Here is a 13,754-nt window from a genome sequence, read left to right on the forward strand (position 1 = left end):
GTTCAGGGCTGGAGCCCGGGCCTGAGTCTGCGCCCCGACCGAAGGGTGCGCGTCGGGGCTCGGCTCGGGACTGGGTGTCGACCCTCATCTCAGGTGTGGCCGTGGTGGTGTCCGTCGTGAGCCTGAGCCAGTCCCAGAAGGCCCAGAACGCCGCGCAGCAGGCGCAGAAACACGAACGAGCCGCAAACGTGGGGTCCTTCTCGCAACCGGCACTGCAACCACCTCACATGTACATCGTCAACCGGAACTCCTTCGACATCAGAGACGTGACCATCACCTTCAAGGACGGCAGCTACCACACGGTCGGTATCGTCCCGGCCTGCTCCATCTGGCATCTCACCAACTTCACCGAGAACGTGAACGGTGCGACCTACACGCTCACTTTTCCGGCGAAGGTGAACTTCACCGACGCGGACGATCCGCCCGGCTACTGGGTCATCGACGAACAGGACCGCGTCGCGCACATGGGGGCGAAGCCCGCCGCCCCGTCCGGCAGCAATCTGACCGACTATTTCGCCAGTCACGTGCAGATTCAGTTCCTCAACGCGTGCGTGTGAAGCGTTGCCGGTGCCGGGCGCCGCACCGGATACCGGCCCGGCTGCTGTTCAGGCTTCCTGGCCGGTGGCGGCGAGGACGATCTCCCGGATGGTGACGTGGTCGGCGGCTACCGCACTCATCCGGATGGACGGCGCATGCCGCAAGACCGAGACCGAGCCGGCATACCCGCGCCTTGAACTCAAGCGCGCTTGAGGTCACATGATCGAGCCATGAACGCGATGAGCAACACCACGGCGCTCCAGGACCACTTCGAGGTCACCACCCTCATCAGCGGTCTCTTCCGCACCATGGACGAGCGGCGGTTCGACGAGGGCTGGGCCGGGGCCTACTTCACCGACGATCTGCGGACGACGACGCCGCTCGGCGTGGCCGAAGGGGCGGACGCGGTGCGCCACATGGAGGAAGCCGTCGGCCGGTTCGCCGCCACCCTGCACGTCTCCTCCGACGTCCTCGTCCAGGCCGAGCCGGGCGCACGGACGGCCCAGGTCTCCTGGAACGCCCACATGACCCACCTCCACCTGGACTCCACGCTCCGGGCACGGGGCGAGACCGCCAACCCCCTGTTCACGGTGGGCGGCAGCTACAAGGGGGAACTCCGACGCACCGACAGCGGCTGGCGCATCAGCGACATGGCGGTGCGGGCCGTCTGGACCACTGGCGAGCCGCCCGTCCTGCCGGAGGAGGCCGCCACCCGTGTCGCGGAACTGACCGGCGCCCGGCATTGAGCCGAGCCCGGAGGGTCATGGCACGGCGGCCGGCAGCGCCACCGCCCCGGCTTCCGCAACGGACCGTGCGGGAAGCCACTTTGAGACGGAAAACGCAACGTCGACAGGGCACGCAGAGGCAGCTACCTTCACCTGGTCTGCGGCGGCCGGCCACGGCCGGGCGGGGATTCCTTCAGGCTGCGCCACCCGCGACGGGACGGGGCAGCACGCCCGCGAATCCTCGCCCCCCGTGCGCAAGCCACCGAATCGGGACCGCACCAGGCACCCCCAACCAGGGAGAGACGCATGCCCCATCTTGCTCTGTACACATTCGGCGCCCTGAAGTCACCTCTCTCCGTTCCCACCCCGCTCACGAGCGAGTTCTATGAGCTGGGTGAGGCCGTCTACCGGGAGATCAGCCGGCACCCCGGATACCTCGCGCGGGCGGAACCGGTGGGCGGCAGCCGGGGCGTGCTCTTCGACGCGGACTGGGGTGCATGGGGGGAGTTCGCCGTACCGGCCTGGTACGACAAGGGCCGTACGGCGGAAACCACGGCCCTGGCCGCGACCCTCTCCCTCTGGACCGCCCTGCGCCCCGCCTTCGACGCCATTTACACCGGTCTGCACCGGGCGGCGCTGAACCGGCGCTACGACTGGTTCGAGAGGAACGCACACCCCAATTACGTGTTCTGGTGGGTCGCCGACGGAGAGACACCCACCTGGCAGGACGGGGTTTCCCGGCTGGCGCACCTCGACGGCCACGGCCCCACGCCGCGCGCCTTCACCTTCCACCACGCGTTCGCCCCGGACGGAACTCCGGCCGAGACCAAGGCCAACGCCAAGGCCAACGCCAACGCCAACGCCACTGACAAGGCCGCCGGTACCGGGCCGGAGAGCGAGCGGGTTCGCTGAGAAGGAAGCCTGAACGGCTGGGGTCGCGGCCGTACGCCTCGATTGAGTGACGGAGCACTTCTCAGCTGACGTTCGCCCGGGAGGGCGGCCGACGCCCAGCAGCAAGCCGCACGCGCCGGACGGCAGCAACGCGAGGTGGTCCACTCGCGGCCCGGACTCCCGGGCCGCTCCCCCGCCCGTGGGATCAGGCGAGCGGCAGTCCCAACGCGCGCAAGGTGCCCGGCGACACGTCAGCGTCTTCGAGGGCGTCGGCGAGCCGCAGCGCCCGGTCCGCGATGACGAGGTCGCGGGGCGCATCGGGGACGGCCTCACCGGCGTCCACCAGGAACGCGGCGATCGCGCGCCACGAGTAGAACTCCGTCCCGGCCGATCCGGGCAGCGGTTCGGGGAAACCGCCCGGGTCGCGCCGGTTCTTGGCCAGTTCGATGAGCTCGTGGTGGCCGCGCCCCCAGCGTTGCGCGGCCTCCTCAAGGGTGACGGTGTCGTGGTAGCGCGCGCCCACGGCCCGGAGGCCCGGGATGAGCCGGATCTTCTGCGCCGCCTGCGCGATGGCGTCCAGCAGCGTCGGGGCCTCGATGTCGCACGACAGCTCCCGCAGCGCTTCGGGGTCCGGAACGCGGGCGTACGCGCCGGGTTCGCCGGGGGCGAGGGTGTAGGAGACCGAGCCGTCGGCGAAGGCGTCGCAGTGGTCGAAGGCGTCGGCCTGCCCGGAGGTGAGGGGCTGATTGACGAGGAGGGTGAAGCTCCACTCAGACACGGCGCGGTGTCCTTTCAGTGCTGGTGGTCCCGGACGAAGCGGTCGATCCGCTTCGCCTCGTTGCCGGGGTTCTTCGGAGTGCCCGAGACGACGTGGCGCGCCCCGCAAGAGCAGCACACCACCCACCCCCACCGGTGCCCGTTCTTGTCGGGCACCACCTGGCAGCCGGCGCTCCTGGCCCGGTCAAGGGCCGCCGCAACATCCCCATCCTGGTGCCGTCCCTTGGAAATCACACCTGTACCTTACTCAGAGCATCCCCAAGATCACCGTAAGTGATACAGCGGGCTGGGGAACGTCAACCAGAACACGCCACTCCTGTGCGGAGGATGCTGTCCTGCCGGCAGGACAGCGGCAGTCCGCCCACCGGCAGGGAAGCGCACCACCGGGCGGATGGCAGGGCAACCGGGCGGGGCGCCCTCGGCGTCTCACCGTCCGACCGCGACGTTCACGAGACCTCTGGGGGACCACGGATGGCTGTCACGCTGGCCGAGGAAATCATGCTGCTGTGCCTGGACGGCGAGTCCGGGGTGCCGGAGCAGCGGCAGGCGGCGGGCTGGGCCGTCGCGGGCGGGATCCTGCTCGAACTGGTCCTCGCCGGAAGGGCATCCGTAGAGGGCAAGTACCTGAAACTGACGGACCGGACGCCGACCGGTGAGCGCCTGCTCGACGACCGCATGGCGCTGCTCGGCACCTGGCTGCGCGACCGTGAGAAGCGCCGGGTGACGGAGTGGCTGACCAAGGACCGGAACAAGGCCGCGAGCGCGGCCACGGAGAGCCTGTGTGCGCGCGGCGTGCTCGTCGAGCAGGAGCACAGGGCGCTCGGGCTCTTCCCGACGCGCCGCTATCCCGAGGTCGACGGGGCGCCCGAGACCGAGGTGCGGCAGCGGCTCCGGGCCGTCGTCCTGGACGGCGCCGCCCCGGACGAGCGCACCGCGGGCCTCATCGCCCTGCTCCACGCCGCCAAACTGCACCGCGTGGTGTTCCCCGACACCCCGCGCAAGGAGGTGGCCGGCCGGATGGCGGAGATCGCGGCCGGCCAGTGGGCGGCGGAGGGGGTGCGCGCCGCGATCCGTGACATGCAGGCGGCGGTGGCCGCGGTGGCCGTGGCCGCCAGCGTCTCGGCCGGAAGCTAGCGGCTCGTCGCTCGGCCTCGGGCGGGCCTCGGGCGGGTCAGCGGCTGGAGGACCGGAGGACTTCGTGCACCCGGGATCGCCCCGTTACGCTGCCTGCGTGAACGGTGCGGATGAGGTGCGGGGGCGTCCCGACTGGCGGGTGCTCGTCGTCGGGGGCGCGTCGGGGATGGGCAAGACCGGTGTCGGCCGGGCGTTGGCCCGACGGTACGGCGTCCCCGTCGTGGAGGTCGACGACCTCGTGGAGGCCCTCCTCGCCGTCACCCGGCCCGAGCATCTGCCGGAGGTCCACGTCTGGCGCACGCACCCCGAGGCCGCCCACCAGGCACCCGAGTCGGTGGTCGAGCGGCAGATCGCGATCGCCCGGGCGCTGGCGCCGGCGATCGAGGCGGTGGTGGCCAACCATGTGGGCACCGACACCCCGGTGATCCTGGAAGGCGACTACGTCCTGCCCGGACCGGCATCGCTCGCGGGCCCGGTCCGGGCCGTCTTCCTGCACGAGGACGACGAGGCGCAGGTGGCGGCCAACTACCTGCGCCGGGAGCCGGAGTCCGGACCGCAGCGCCACCGCGCACGCGTCAGCGTGCGGTACGGCCGGTGGCTCGCCGCACAGGCGCGGGCGGCCGGCGTGCCGGTCCTCGCTCCGCGCCCGTGGGAGGACCTGGCCGACCGCGCCGCGGCGGAGGTGCAGGCGGGGCCGGGAGGCGCTGCGGTCTCCCGGCATGCCTCGTAGGCCCGGCACGAGCCCACCGCAGCAGTCGCCGGCCCCGTCCGGCAGCCGAGCGCCTCCGCGCCGCGGCCCGCGCGTTCTCCGGCGGACTCCGCGCGGCACGGAAGCTGCGGCAGGCGCGGCGGATACGGCAGATGCAGCCGTTTTCGGCAGCTGCCCCCGGTCACCGGCTGATCCGTGGTAGGCAGTCCCGGGCCGCACGCTCCGCTCCACGAATCCCGGAGGGACCCCATGAGAAGACTCCTGCTGCCGGCGGTGCTCGTCGGGGCACTGTTACCGGGAGCGCTCGGCGCGCCCCCGGCAGCCGCGTCGACGGCCCCGCCGCCCGCCCCGGCGGCGGCCGGCCGGCCGCAAGCCCTCATCGATACGTGGCGTCCGCCGCTCAGCACCCGGGGCCGCTACGTCGTCGACGCCGACGGCAAGCGCTTCAAGCTCATGTCGGCCAACTGGCAGGGCGCGCAGGGCTCCTGGAACGGATCCGGAGACCCCACCGACCCGGCCAACCACCACGACGGCGAGAAGTCCGACCAGATGCCGCTCGGTCTCGACCGCGCGCCGATACCGAAGATCCTCGCCGGATTCCACGCACTCGGCATCAACAGCATCCGGCTGCCGTTCTCCAACGAGATGCTGCACGACAAGCGCCCCGTCCCGGACTCCTCGGTCGCCGCCAACCCGCAACTGCGCGGCAAGACCCCGCTCCAGGTCTTCGACGCGGTGGTCGGCGCCACCACCGCGGAAGGCTTCGCGGTGGTACTCAACAACCACACCAACACCTCGCGTTTCTGCTGCGGGCTGGACGGCAACGAACGCTGGAACACCAGTCAGTCCACCGCGCAGTGGGAGGACGACTGGATCTCGCTCGCCCGCCGCTACAAGGCCGACAAGCGCGTCGTCGGGGCTGATCTCTACAACGAGGTGCGCCGCACCGTCACCGACGACGCCAACTGGAACTGGGGCGACAGCCACGACTGGTGGGCCGCCTCCCAGCACCTCGGCGACCGTCTGCTCACGGAGGCCAATCCCGATCTGCTGGTGGTCGTCGAAGGCATCAACTGGCAGGGGATCCCGGCCGACGGGCTGTTCCACTGGCGGCCGACGCTCGAACCGGTACGCACCCTGTCGCACACCCTCGTCGCGTCGAACAAGCTGGTGTACTCGGCGCACTTCTACGGCTACACCGGGCCGAACCACACCGGCGCGACCGGAATGGGCGAGACCCACGACCCGCGCTACCAGGAGCTCTCCCGCGAGGACCTGTTCGCGACCCTCCGGCGCCAGGCGTTCTACGTCACCGAGGCCGGCCGCCACTACACCGCGCCGCTGTGGATCAGCGAGTTCGGCATCGGCCGGGACGAGACGAACCCACAGGCCCGGGCCTGGTTCGGCACCTTCGTGGACTACCTGATCGACCAGGACACCGACTTCGCCTTCTGGCCCCTGGTCGGTTGGGCCGGCCACGGAACGTGGCCGTTGATCAACTACGACACCGCCGGACGGCGTTCCGGCATCCTGGACGGCGGTGACTGGCGCACGGCCGACTGGAAGCGCCTGGTGGCCGCGCCCCAAAAGACGGGGCGGATCGCCGTCTCCGACACCTGGGACATGCTGAACCTCGACCACGCCGACGCGGTCCAGTCGGCGCGGGTGCGGAAGCAAGGGGACTGGGATCCGGGAGCCCGCAAGGGGGTCTGCCCCGACGGCCAGCGCCTGATCGGCCTGGCGCACCGCGACGGGCGCGGCCTGTGCACCGACGCCGGGGCCGCCGGGCTCGCCGGACCCGACGCGGCGCTGAGCACCGTGCAGGACGAACGTCATGTCCAGCAGGGCGACTGGGCGCGCGGCTACACCAAGTACCAGTGCGCGACCGGCCAGTTCATGATCGGCTACAGCGTGCGCGGCCAGGCGGTCTCGGGAGTCCTGTGCGCCCAGGCGCGCCGCGCCCTGGGCACGGACGGCCGTACCGTCTGGTTCGACCGGAGCGACGACCGTCCGGCCGGGGCCCCGGGCGGCGAGTTCGCCCAGGGCACCGCCAAGGGCCAGTGCCGCACCGACGAGTTCGCGGCCGGCCTCGCCTTCACCCACGCCTGGGCCAAGGGCGGCACACCCGACGCCCTCCTGTGCCGCAAGCTCTGACGGACACCGGCCCCGGGGCAGCGCCCGAGGCAGCCCTGCCCCGGGGCTGCCGGGTCAGCCGGCCGGCGTCCTCGCCGTAGCGAAACCGCAGGTCAGCCGCGTCGGCGCCGGGGGCGCAGGGCCACCGAGGGCAGCTCGGGCGCCGGCAGCCGGTCGCCGTCGTAGCCGTGCACCTCGCCGAAGCGGGTCCCGGTCATCCAGTCGGCACGCGCCGTCACGATGTCCTCGTGGGACCGTCCGACGAAGTTCCACCACATCACGATCTCTTCCTCGAACGGTGCGCCGCCGAGGAGGATCGCGCGGGCGGTCTCCGCCGAGGTGTTCGTCAGCGTGAGGCTGTCGGCGCCGGGGTGGACGTACCCCAGTTCGGCCGGCGCGAGCGCCGTGCCGGCCACCCGGACCGAACCGGTGTCGAGCAGCAGACCGTGCTCGAAGGCCGCATCGAGGCCGAGGGTGAGGGAGGCGTGCGGCGCGAGGAGCACCTCGGCGCCGAGGAGGGGCGTGAACGTGCGCACCGGGGAGCGGGCGCCGGCCAGCGAGCCGAGGAAGACCCTCAGCTCGGCCCCGGGCAGGCGGACGGGCTCGGGCACGTGGTGCTGGAAGTCCCGGTCCGTGCCGCGGTGCTCTTCCGGCAGCGCCACCCACAGCTGCACGCCGTGCAGGACGGTGGTCCGCGGGGTGGACACCTCGGAGTGCGCGATGCCGTGTCCGCCGGTCATCAGGTTCAGCTCACCGGGCCGCACGAAGGCATGGCTGCCGAGGCTGTCGCGGTGCTCGATCTCCCCGCTGAACAGCCAGCTCACGGTCTGCAACCCGGTGTGCGGGTGGGGGGCCACGTCCATGCCGCCGGTGGCCGCGACATCGTCCGGCCCGTAGTGGTCGGCGAAGCACCACGCGCCGATCAGGGACCGGTTCCGCTGCGGCAGGGTGCGCCGCACGGTCATCGCGCGCGGCCCGCCCAGCGGCACCTTCCGCGGGGCGAGGACCTCCACCCGCGGGGCGGCGGCGCCGCGCACCTCGTCCGCCTGCGCCGCGCAGCGCACTTCGGCCGGATCCGCCTCGACGTTGCTCATGGCACGCCCACCGCCTTTCACCCAGCAGCTCGATCGCCCGGGGGAGTCAAGAGATTCAAGAGATTCGAGGGACTCGCGGGAGCAGTATCGCTCACCGCGCGTCCCGGTGAGCGGGGCGGGCGCACCCGGGCCGACCAGCCCGTTCATGCCCTCCCCTGGTCCGGGAATACTCCCCTCCCGGCTTTAGTTTACGATTCAACCAACCCGACGCCAGCGTGAAGGGACGCACACCATGGCTTCGACCCTCGACATCCGGCGCGCCGACGAGCGCTTCCACACCCGGGCCGGCTGGCTGGACTCCCACCACTCCTTCTCGTTCTCCCGGCACTGGGACCCCGACAACACCCACTTCGGGCTGCTGCTGGTCTCCAACGACGACATCGTCGCGCCGGGTACCGGCTTCGACACCCATCCGCACCGGGACATGGAGATCGTCACCTGGGTGCTCGACGGCAGCCTCGTCCACCAGGACTCCGAGGGGCACAACGGCGTGATCTACCCGGGCCTGGCCCAGCGGATGAGCGCCGGCACCGGCATCCTGCACAGCGAGAAGAACGACTCCTGGACCCTCACCGGCCGGCCCGAGCACCAGGACCCGGTCCACTTCCTCCAGATGTGGGTCATCCCCGACGAGGCCGGTATCCGCCCGGGCTACGAGCAGCTCGACATCAACGACGAACTCGCCCGCGGCGGCTGGACCACCCTGGCCTCCGGGATGTCCCGGGACACCGGGCGGCGGGCGATCGGCATCCGCCAGAAGCACGCGGCACTGCACGTCAGCCGGATGCGTCCCGGGGAGACGCTCCAGATCGCGACCGCTCCGTTCGCGCACCTCTTCGTCGCCCGGGGCAGCGTCGAGCTGGAAGGCGTCGGGCCGCTGGCCACGGGGGACGCCGGTCGCCTCACGCACGCCGAGGGCCAGCGCCTGACCGCGGGCCCGGACGGCGCGGAGGTCCTGATGTGGGAGATGACGGCCGCTGTGGCGATGCGCTGAGGGAAGCGGGGGCGGGGGTAGCGGGCCGCCTCGGGGCCGGGGGCCCGCCGGCACCGTGAAAGCGGCGCGCCCGCGCTCCCGTTGGGGGGGGGAGGCGACCGGGGGCTGCGGGGCGCGCCGCGTGCCGGACCGCAGCCGAGGACCGGTCGCGGCGCGCCCCTCCCCCGCATGCCCCCGCTCCTCCCCCGAGGCACCCTGGGAGGTATGGGGCGTGTCAATGAGGAGGTCGAGGCGCTGCTCCAGGAGTACGCCGACCTCATCGCGATCAGTGGGGGCGATGCCTTCAAGGCGCGGGCGTACGAGAAGGCGGCGCGGGCCATCGGGGGGCATCCGGCCGATGTGGCGCGGCTCGATGCCGCGGGGCTGCGGGAGATCCCGCACGTCGGGGCGTCGATCGCGGAGAAGGTGGCGGAGTACCTGCGGTCCGGCCGGGTGTCGGTGATCGAGGAGACCCGGGCGATGATCCCGGCGGGGGTGCGGGAGCTGATCACCATCCCCACCCTGGGGCCGAGGAAGGCGATGGTGCTCTACGAGGAGCTGGGCATCGCCTCGGTGGACCAGCTGCTGGACGCCGTCCACGAGGAGCGGCTGCGGGATCTGAAGGGGTTCGGGGAGAAGACCGAGGCGAACATCCTGCACGGGATCGCGCTGCTCCAGCGGGCGGGCGGCGGGCGGATCCTGCTCAACGCGGCGATGGACGTGGCCGAGCAGATCACCGCCGAGCTGGCCGGCATCACCGGGTGCGAGCGGTGCTGCTACGCGGGGTCGCTGCGGCGGATGCGGGAGACGATCGGGGACATCGACATCCTGGTGGCGGCGGAGCGGTCGGCGCCGTTCATGGCGGCGCTGGCGGAGCTGCCGGCCACCGCGGAGGTGATCGCGCACGGGGAGAAGAAGACCTCGGTCCGTACGACCAAAGGGCTCCAGGTGGACCTGCGGGTCCTGCCGCCGGGCTCCTGGGGCGCGGGGCTCCAGTACTTCACCGGGTCCAAGGGGCACAACATCCGCACCCGGGCGATCGCGGTCCGCCAGGGGCTGAAGCTGTCCGAGTACGGGCTGTTCGACAGCGAGAGCGGGGAGCTGGTGGCCTCGCGGACCGAGGAGGACGTCTACGCCCGGCTCGGGCTGCCGTGGATCCCGCCGCCGCTGCGGGAGGACCGCGGCGAGATCGCCGCCGCGCTCCGCGGTGAACTGCCCGAGCTGGTCACCGAGGACGACATCCGGGGCGATCTGCACACCCACACCGACCTCACCGACGGTCTGTCCTCCCTGGCCGACATGGTCGCCGCGGCCGCCGACCGGGGCTACCGGTACTACGCGGTCACCGACCACGCGCCCAACCTCGCCATGCAGCGCATGACCGACGAGAAGATGCTCGCGCAGCGGGCCGACGTGCGCGCGCTGGACGGGCGGTTCGGCCGGATGCGGCTGCTGCACGGCACCGAGCTGAACATCGGGCCGGACGGCGAACTGGACTGGCCCGACGCGTTCCTGGCGGAATTCGACCTGTGCGTGGCGTCGGTGCATTCGCACTTCAACCAGAGCCGCCGGGAACTGACCAGGCGGCTGGTCCGCGCCTGCGAGAATCCGCACGTGTCGATCATCGGCCACCCCACGACCCGGCTGATCGGCAAACGGCCGGGGATCGACGCGGATTTCGACGAGGTGTTCGCCGCGTGCGCGCGCACCGGGACCGCGCTGGAAATCAACGCGCATCCCGAGCGGCTGGACCTGTGCGACGAGGACATCCTGCGCGCCAAGCGCCACGGGGTGACCTTCGCGGTGAACTCCGACGCGCATTCCACCACCCATCTGCCCTATCTGCGGTACGGCGTGGGCACCGCGCAGCGCGGCTGGCTGACCGCGGACGACGTCCTCAACACCTGGCCGCTGACCCGGCTGCGGCGGTTCCTGCGCGGCGGACGGCGGGGCTGAGCGGCGGGCCGGGCCCGCCGCCGGTCACGCCGGTTCGGGGGCCGGTACCGGGGCCGCTGCCGGGACGGGCTCCGCGGCGCGGGCGCGGCGGTGCACCCGGTCGAGCAGCGCCGCCGGGTCCGGTTCGGCCTGTAGGCCGCGGAGCAGCAGCCGCCACAGGTCGTCGAGGTGCTCCTCGATGTTGCGCCGGCCCTCCAGGGCGTCGGAGACGGTGTGCAGGCCGAAGAAGGCGCAGACGATGCCGTGCGCGGTGGCGGCGGGCGGTACGCCGGCGGCGAGTTCGCCGTTGCGGGCGGCCTCCTCCAGCAGTTGGGTGACGGCCTCGATCCAGCCGAGGAACGGGGTCGGGAGCTGCGTCTCGATGGCCTTGCGCTCCGCCCAGAGGCGCGCCCCGGCCCGGACCACGATGTCGTCGCGGAACGCCCGGGCCACCTCGAAACTCAGCCCGACGAGCTTTTCCAGGGCGGGCACCCCGGGCTCGCGGTAACGGCTGATCAACTGCGGCCAGGTGGCGAAATGCTCCTCCACGATGGCCAGGGCGAGCTTCTCCTTGCTGGCGTAATGGAAATAGATCGCGCCGCTGGTGCGGCCGGAATGCGCGCTGATATCGCTGATGCTCGTCCCGGCATAGCCCCGTTCGTCGAACAGGGTTGCGGCCGCTTCCAGCAGGAATCTGCGCGTGGTCTTCGCCCGGATCTGCACGTGCACCTCGGATGTCGTTTCCCTGCCCTCTGCTGGAAATGTACCGTGCCCGGCCGCCGCCAATTCACGGGTGCGCCTGTTCGAATTTCGATATTCCCTGGTCATATGAGTACGTCACCGTCATCCACCGGCACGGCCGGAACGAGCGGACCGCTGGACCGGTCCCGAACCGTCGAGCGGGAGCTGGTCCACCGGTCCTCCGTGGCGGAGGTCCTCCTCACCGACGTCCGGCCCGCGGCGGGCTGCGCGGACGTCTTCGAGGCGGCCGCGGCCTGGCCCCGCGCCCATGCGACCTTCCCCCGGGACGGGTCGCAGCGGCACAGTCCGCTGGTCCTGGTGGAGACCCTGCGCCAGTTGGGCCTGTACATCCCGCTGCGGTTCCACGGGGTCCCGGCGGCGTGCCACGCGATCATCACCGACCTGTACTTCCGCCTGGCGCCCGAGCGGGAGCCGGCGGCCGGGCCTGGGGCGACCGAGGTCACCTGCCGGGCGCGGGTCGGCGGGGTCCGCCGCGCACCCGGCGGCACCGTCACCGGCCTGCGGCTGGACGTCTCGTTCACGGCCCGGGGGGCGGTCTTCGGGCAGGGCGGGGGCGGGGTGCGGTTCGTGGACGGGGCGGGCTACGCCGCGCTCCGGGGCCGGGGCGCGGGGCCGGCGGAGCCGTGCCGCACCCGGACCGGGGCGTACCGTCCGCCGGCCGCCGCGCTGACCGTGAACCACCCGCAGGACGCGGTACTGGCCGAGGACGGCGGCGGGCTGCTGGTCGCGCCGGCCGATCCGCTGCACCCGTTCCTCTTCGACCACCCCTCGGACCACGTGCCCGGCATGGTGCTGCTGGAGGCGGCGCGGCAGGCGGCGGCGTACCGCAGCGGGGGCGCGCTGGCCCGGCCGCGCGCCGGGCGGCTGAAGGCGGTGCGGTTCACCGAACTCGCGCCGTCGGCGCGTGTGCTGTGCACCCGCCACCACACGACCTGCGTGTTCCGGGTGGTCCAGGACGGCACACCAACGGCCTACGGCACCCTCAGCTACCCATAGAACATAAAATATGGACATTTATGACTCTATTGACCCTGGCGCGTTGCCGTCCGTAACGTAACGATCGTTATTTTCCGACGCCGAGCGCGCCTTGGTCTCCCCTGTCGGGAGCCGCCCTCCGCCGGGAACCCTTCAGCCCGCTGCCGCGGCCGTGCACCGACGCGGACACGCCCCCGAGGCGACCCGGTCACACCGCCGCCCTCCGGGCCCATCGGAACGGAACCTCGGATGACCGCACATCGCATCCTTTCCTGGACCCCAGACGCCGTGGTCTTCGACTGCGACGGCACGTTGATGGACACCGAACGCCACTGGGTGGACGCCCGTGACGCGGTACTGCGCGAATACGGCTGCACCCCCGCCCCCGGCTTCGCCGAGCAGGCCAGAGGGCTGCACTACACCGCCTGCGGACGGCTGATGGCCGACGCGGCCGGCCGCCCCGAGCTGGCCGACGAACTCACCGACGCCCTGCTCGACCGCTTCCGCCGGCTGGTCGCGGCGGATCCGGCCACCATGCCGGGCGCCCCCGAACTGGTCCGCAGCGCCGCGCGGTTCGCGCCGCTGGCGGTGGCCAGCAACTGCCCGCTGGAGGTCGTCGAGTCCTGCCTGGACATGGCCGGGCTGCGGCAGTTCTTCGGCCACATCGTGGTGCCGGACGACACCACGAGACCCAAACCCCATCCGGACGTCTATCTCACCGCGGCCCGGCTCTGCGGGGTCACACCGGACCGCGCGCTGGCCGTCGAGGACTCGCAGTGCGGCATCCAGGCCGCCGCGGCGGCCGGACTGCGGGTGATCGGCGTCGGCCCGCGGCCCAGCGGCCGGGAGGCCGCCCCCGCCGACTGGTGGGTGCGGTCGCTCGCCGAACCGGCCGTGCAGGGCTGGGCCGGTGCCCGGATCCCCGCCCAGGGCGGCGGCCCCGGGCCCGCCGGCAACAGCCACCGCAACGGCAGCGGCGCGGCCTGAGCGGCCGGTAACCCACGCCCCGTGCCGGAACGTTGCTCCGCCCGGGCCGCGCGGTCGGTCCGGGCGGCGGTCACCGCTACGGGGTGCGGGCCGCCGGGGCCCGGGCACCGGCCGGCGGGCCG

Annotated in this window: 14 protein-coding genes; 10 read left to right on the forward strand and 4 right to left on the reverse strand. The window is 72.4% G+C overall.

Features of this window, described 5'->3' with window-relative positions; all coding sequences use genetic code 11:
• The first annotated feature begins 101 nt into the window (after positions 1-101).
• The 3 genes from MUU72_RS00720 to MUU72_RS00730 all read left to right on the forward strand — a co-directional run bounded on the left by MUU72_RS00720 (position 102) and on the right by MUU72_RS00730 (position 2,174).
• Positions 102-557 carry a hypothetical protein gene (locus MUU72_RS00720; RefSeq protein ID WP_248011076.1) on the forward strand — a complete coding sequence of 152 codons (456 nt, stop codon included), beginning with the start codon at positions 102-104 and terminating at the stop codon, positions 555-557.
• Between the two features lie 210 nt (positions 558-767).
• Positions 768-1,283, forward strand: coding sequence for a nuclear transport factor 2 family protein (locus tag MUU72_RS00725; protein ID WP_248011077.1), 516 nt, complete (start codon positions 768-770; stop codon positions 1,281-1,283).
• Between the two features lie 285 nt (positions 1,284-1,568).
• Positions 1,569-2,174, forward strand: a complete 606-nt coding sequence (locus tag MUU72_RS00730) for a DUF3291 domain-containing protein (RefSeq protein ID WP_248011078.1) — start codon at positions 1,569-1,571, stop codon at positions 2,172-2,174.
• A gap of 184 nt (positions 2,175-2,358) precedes the next feature.
• On the opposite strand, the gene MUU72_RS00735 is transcribed toward MUU72_RS00730, so the two are convergent.
• Positions 2,359-2,931 carry a hypothetical protein gene (locus MUU72_RS00735; RefSeq protein WP_248011079.1) on the reverse strand — a complete coding sequence of 191 codons (573 nt, stop codon included), beginning with the start codon at positions 2,929-2,931 and terminating at the stop codon, positions 2,359-2,361.
• 14 nt (positions 2,932-2,945) lie between these two features.
• Entirely contained in the window at positions 2,946-3,164 is a 219-nt protein-coding gene (locus MUU72_RS00740; protein ID WP_248011080.1) for a hypothetical protein, read from the reverse strand.
• A 237-nt stretch (positions 3,165-3,401) separates the two neighbouring features.
• On the opposite strand from MUU72_RS00740, the gene MUU72_RS00745 reads away from it, so the two are divergent.
• The 3 genes from MUU72_RS00745 to MUU72_RS00755 all read left to right on the forward strand — a co-directional run bounded on the left by MUU72_RS00745 (position 3,402) and on the right by MUU72_RS00755 (position 6,927).
• Complete coding sequence (locus tag MUU72_RS00745) at positions 3,402-4,064, forward strand: GOLPH3/VPS74 family protein (RefSeq protein WP_248011081.1); 663 nt, start codon at positions 3,402-3,404, stop codon at positions 4,062-4,064.
• Positions 4,065-4,161: 97 nt separating this feature from the next.
• A complete protein-coding gene (locus MUU72_RS00750) occupies positions 4,162-4,794 on the forward strand; it encodes a hypothetical protein (RefSeq protein ID WP_248011082.1) in 633 nt (210 codons plus the stop codon).
• A 228-nt stretch (positions 4,795-5,022) separates the two neighbouring features.
• Entirely contained in the window at positions 5,023-6,927 is a 1,905-nt protein-coding gene (locus MUU72_RS00755; protein ID WP_248011083.1) for a glycoside hydrolase family 5 protein, read from the forward strand.
• A gap of 92 nt (positions 6,928-7,019) precedes the next feature.
• On the opposite strand, the gene MUU72_RS00760 is transcribed toward MUU72_RS00755, so the two are convergent.
• Entirely contained in the window at positions 7,020-8,000 is a 981-nt protein-coding gene (locus tag MUU72_RS00760; protein ID WP_248011084.1) for a pirin family protein, read from the reverse strand.
• Positions 8,001-8,232: 232 nt separating this feature from the next.
• On the opposite strand from MUU72_RS00760, the gene MUU72_RS00765 reads away from it, so the two are divergent.
• Both MUU72_RS00765 and polX read left to right on the forward strand, forming a co-directional pair.
• Positions 8,233-8,994 (forward strand): pirin family protein, encoded by a 762-nt coding sequence (locus MUU72_RS00765; RefSeq protein WP_248011085.1) that lies wholly within the window; start codon positions 8,233-8,235, stop codon positions 8,992-8,994.
• A 204-nt stretch (positions 8,995-9,198) separates the two neighbouring features.
• The gene (gene polX / locus MUU72_RS00770) at positions 9,199-10,929 is read left to right on the forward strand and encodes a DNA polymerase/3'-5' exonuclease PolX (protein ID WP_248011086.1); all 1,731 of its coding nucleotides are present in this window, start codon (positions 9,199-9,201) and stop codon (positions 10,927-10,929) included.
• A 24-nt stretch (positions 10,930-10,953) separates the two neighbouring features.
• On the opposite strand, the gene MUU72_RS00775 is transcribed toward polX, so the two are convergent.
• Positions 10,954-11,637 carry a ScbR family autoregulator-binding transcription factor gene (locus MUU72_RS00775; RefSeq protein WP_372502919.1) on the reverse strand — a complete coding sequence of 228 codons (684 nt, stop codon included), beginning with the start codon at positions 11,635-11,637 and terminating at the stop codon, positions 10,954-10,956.
• A 99-nt stretch (positions 11,638-11,736) separates the two neighbouring features.
• Between MUU72_RS00775 and MUU72_RS00780 the strand changes: the two genes are divergently transcribed.
• A complete protein-coding gene (locus tag MUU72_RS00780) occupies positions 11,737-12,666 on the forward strand; it encodes a ScbA/BarX family gamma-butyrolactone biosynthesis protein (RefSeq protein WP_248011087.1) in 930 nt (309 codons plus the stop codon).
• 228 nt (positions 12,667-12,894) lie between these two features.
• Positions 12,895-13,632 carry an HAD family hydrolase gene (locus MUU72_RS00785; RefSeq protein ID WP_248011088.1) on the forward strand — a complete coding sequence of 246 codons (738 nt, stop codon included), beginning with the start codon at positions 12,895-12,897 and terminating at the stop codon, positions 13,630-13,632.
• Positions 13,633-13,754 lie beyond the last annotated feature (122 nt).

The sequence above is a fragment of the Streptomyces rhizoryzae genome (assembly GCF_023155275.1).
GTDB lineage: Bacteria > Actinomycetota > Actinomycetes > Streptomycetales > Streptomycetaceae > Streptomyces > Streptomyces rhizoryzae.

Bases quoted from the DNA above. Each gene is read 5' to 3' on its own strand.
- MUU72_RS00745 (WP_248011081.1), top strand. From the start codon at position 3,402: ATGGCTGTCACGCTGGCCGAGGAAATCATGCTGCTGTGCCTGGACGGC.
- MUU72_RS00780 (WP_248011087.1), top strand. From the start codon at position 11,737: ATGAGTACGTCACCGTCATCCACCGGCACGGCCGGAACGAGCGGACCG.
- MUU72_RS00725 (WP_248011077.1), top strand. From the start codon at position 768: ATGAACGCGATGAGCAACACCACGGCGCTCCAGGACCACTTCGAGGTC.
- polX (WP_248011086.1), top strand. From the start codon at position 9,199: ATGGGGCGTGTCAATGAGGAGGTCGAGGCGCTGCTCCAGGAGTACGCC.
- MUU72_RS00765 (WP_248011085.1), top strand. From the start codon at position 8,233: ATGGCTTCGACCCTCGACATCCGGCGCGCCGACGAGCGCTTCCACACC.
- MUU72_RS00730 (WP_248011078.1), top strand. From the start codon at position 1,569: ATGCCCCATCTTGCTCTGTACACATTCGGCGCCCTGAAGTCACCTCTC.
- MUU72_RS00785 (WP_248011088.1), top strand. From the start codon at position 12,895: ATGACCGCACATCGCATCCTTTCCTGGACCCCAGACGCCGTGGTCTTC.
- MUU72_RS00760 (WP_248011084.1), bottom strand. From the start codon at position 8,000: ATGAGCAACGTCGAGGCGGATCCGGCCGAAGTGCGCTGCGCGGCGCAG.
- MUU72_RS00755 (WP_248011083.1), top strand. From the start codon at position 5,023: ATGAGAAGACTCCTGCTGCCGGCGGTGCTCGTCGGGGCACTGTTACCG.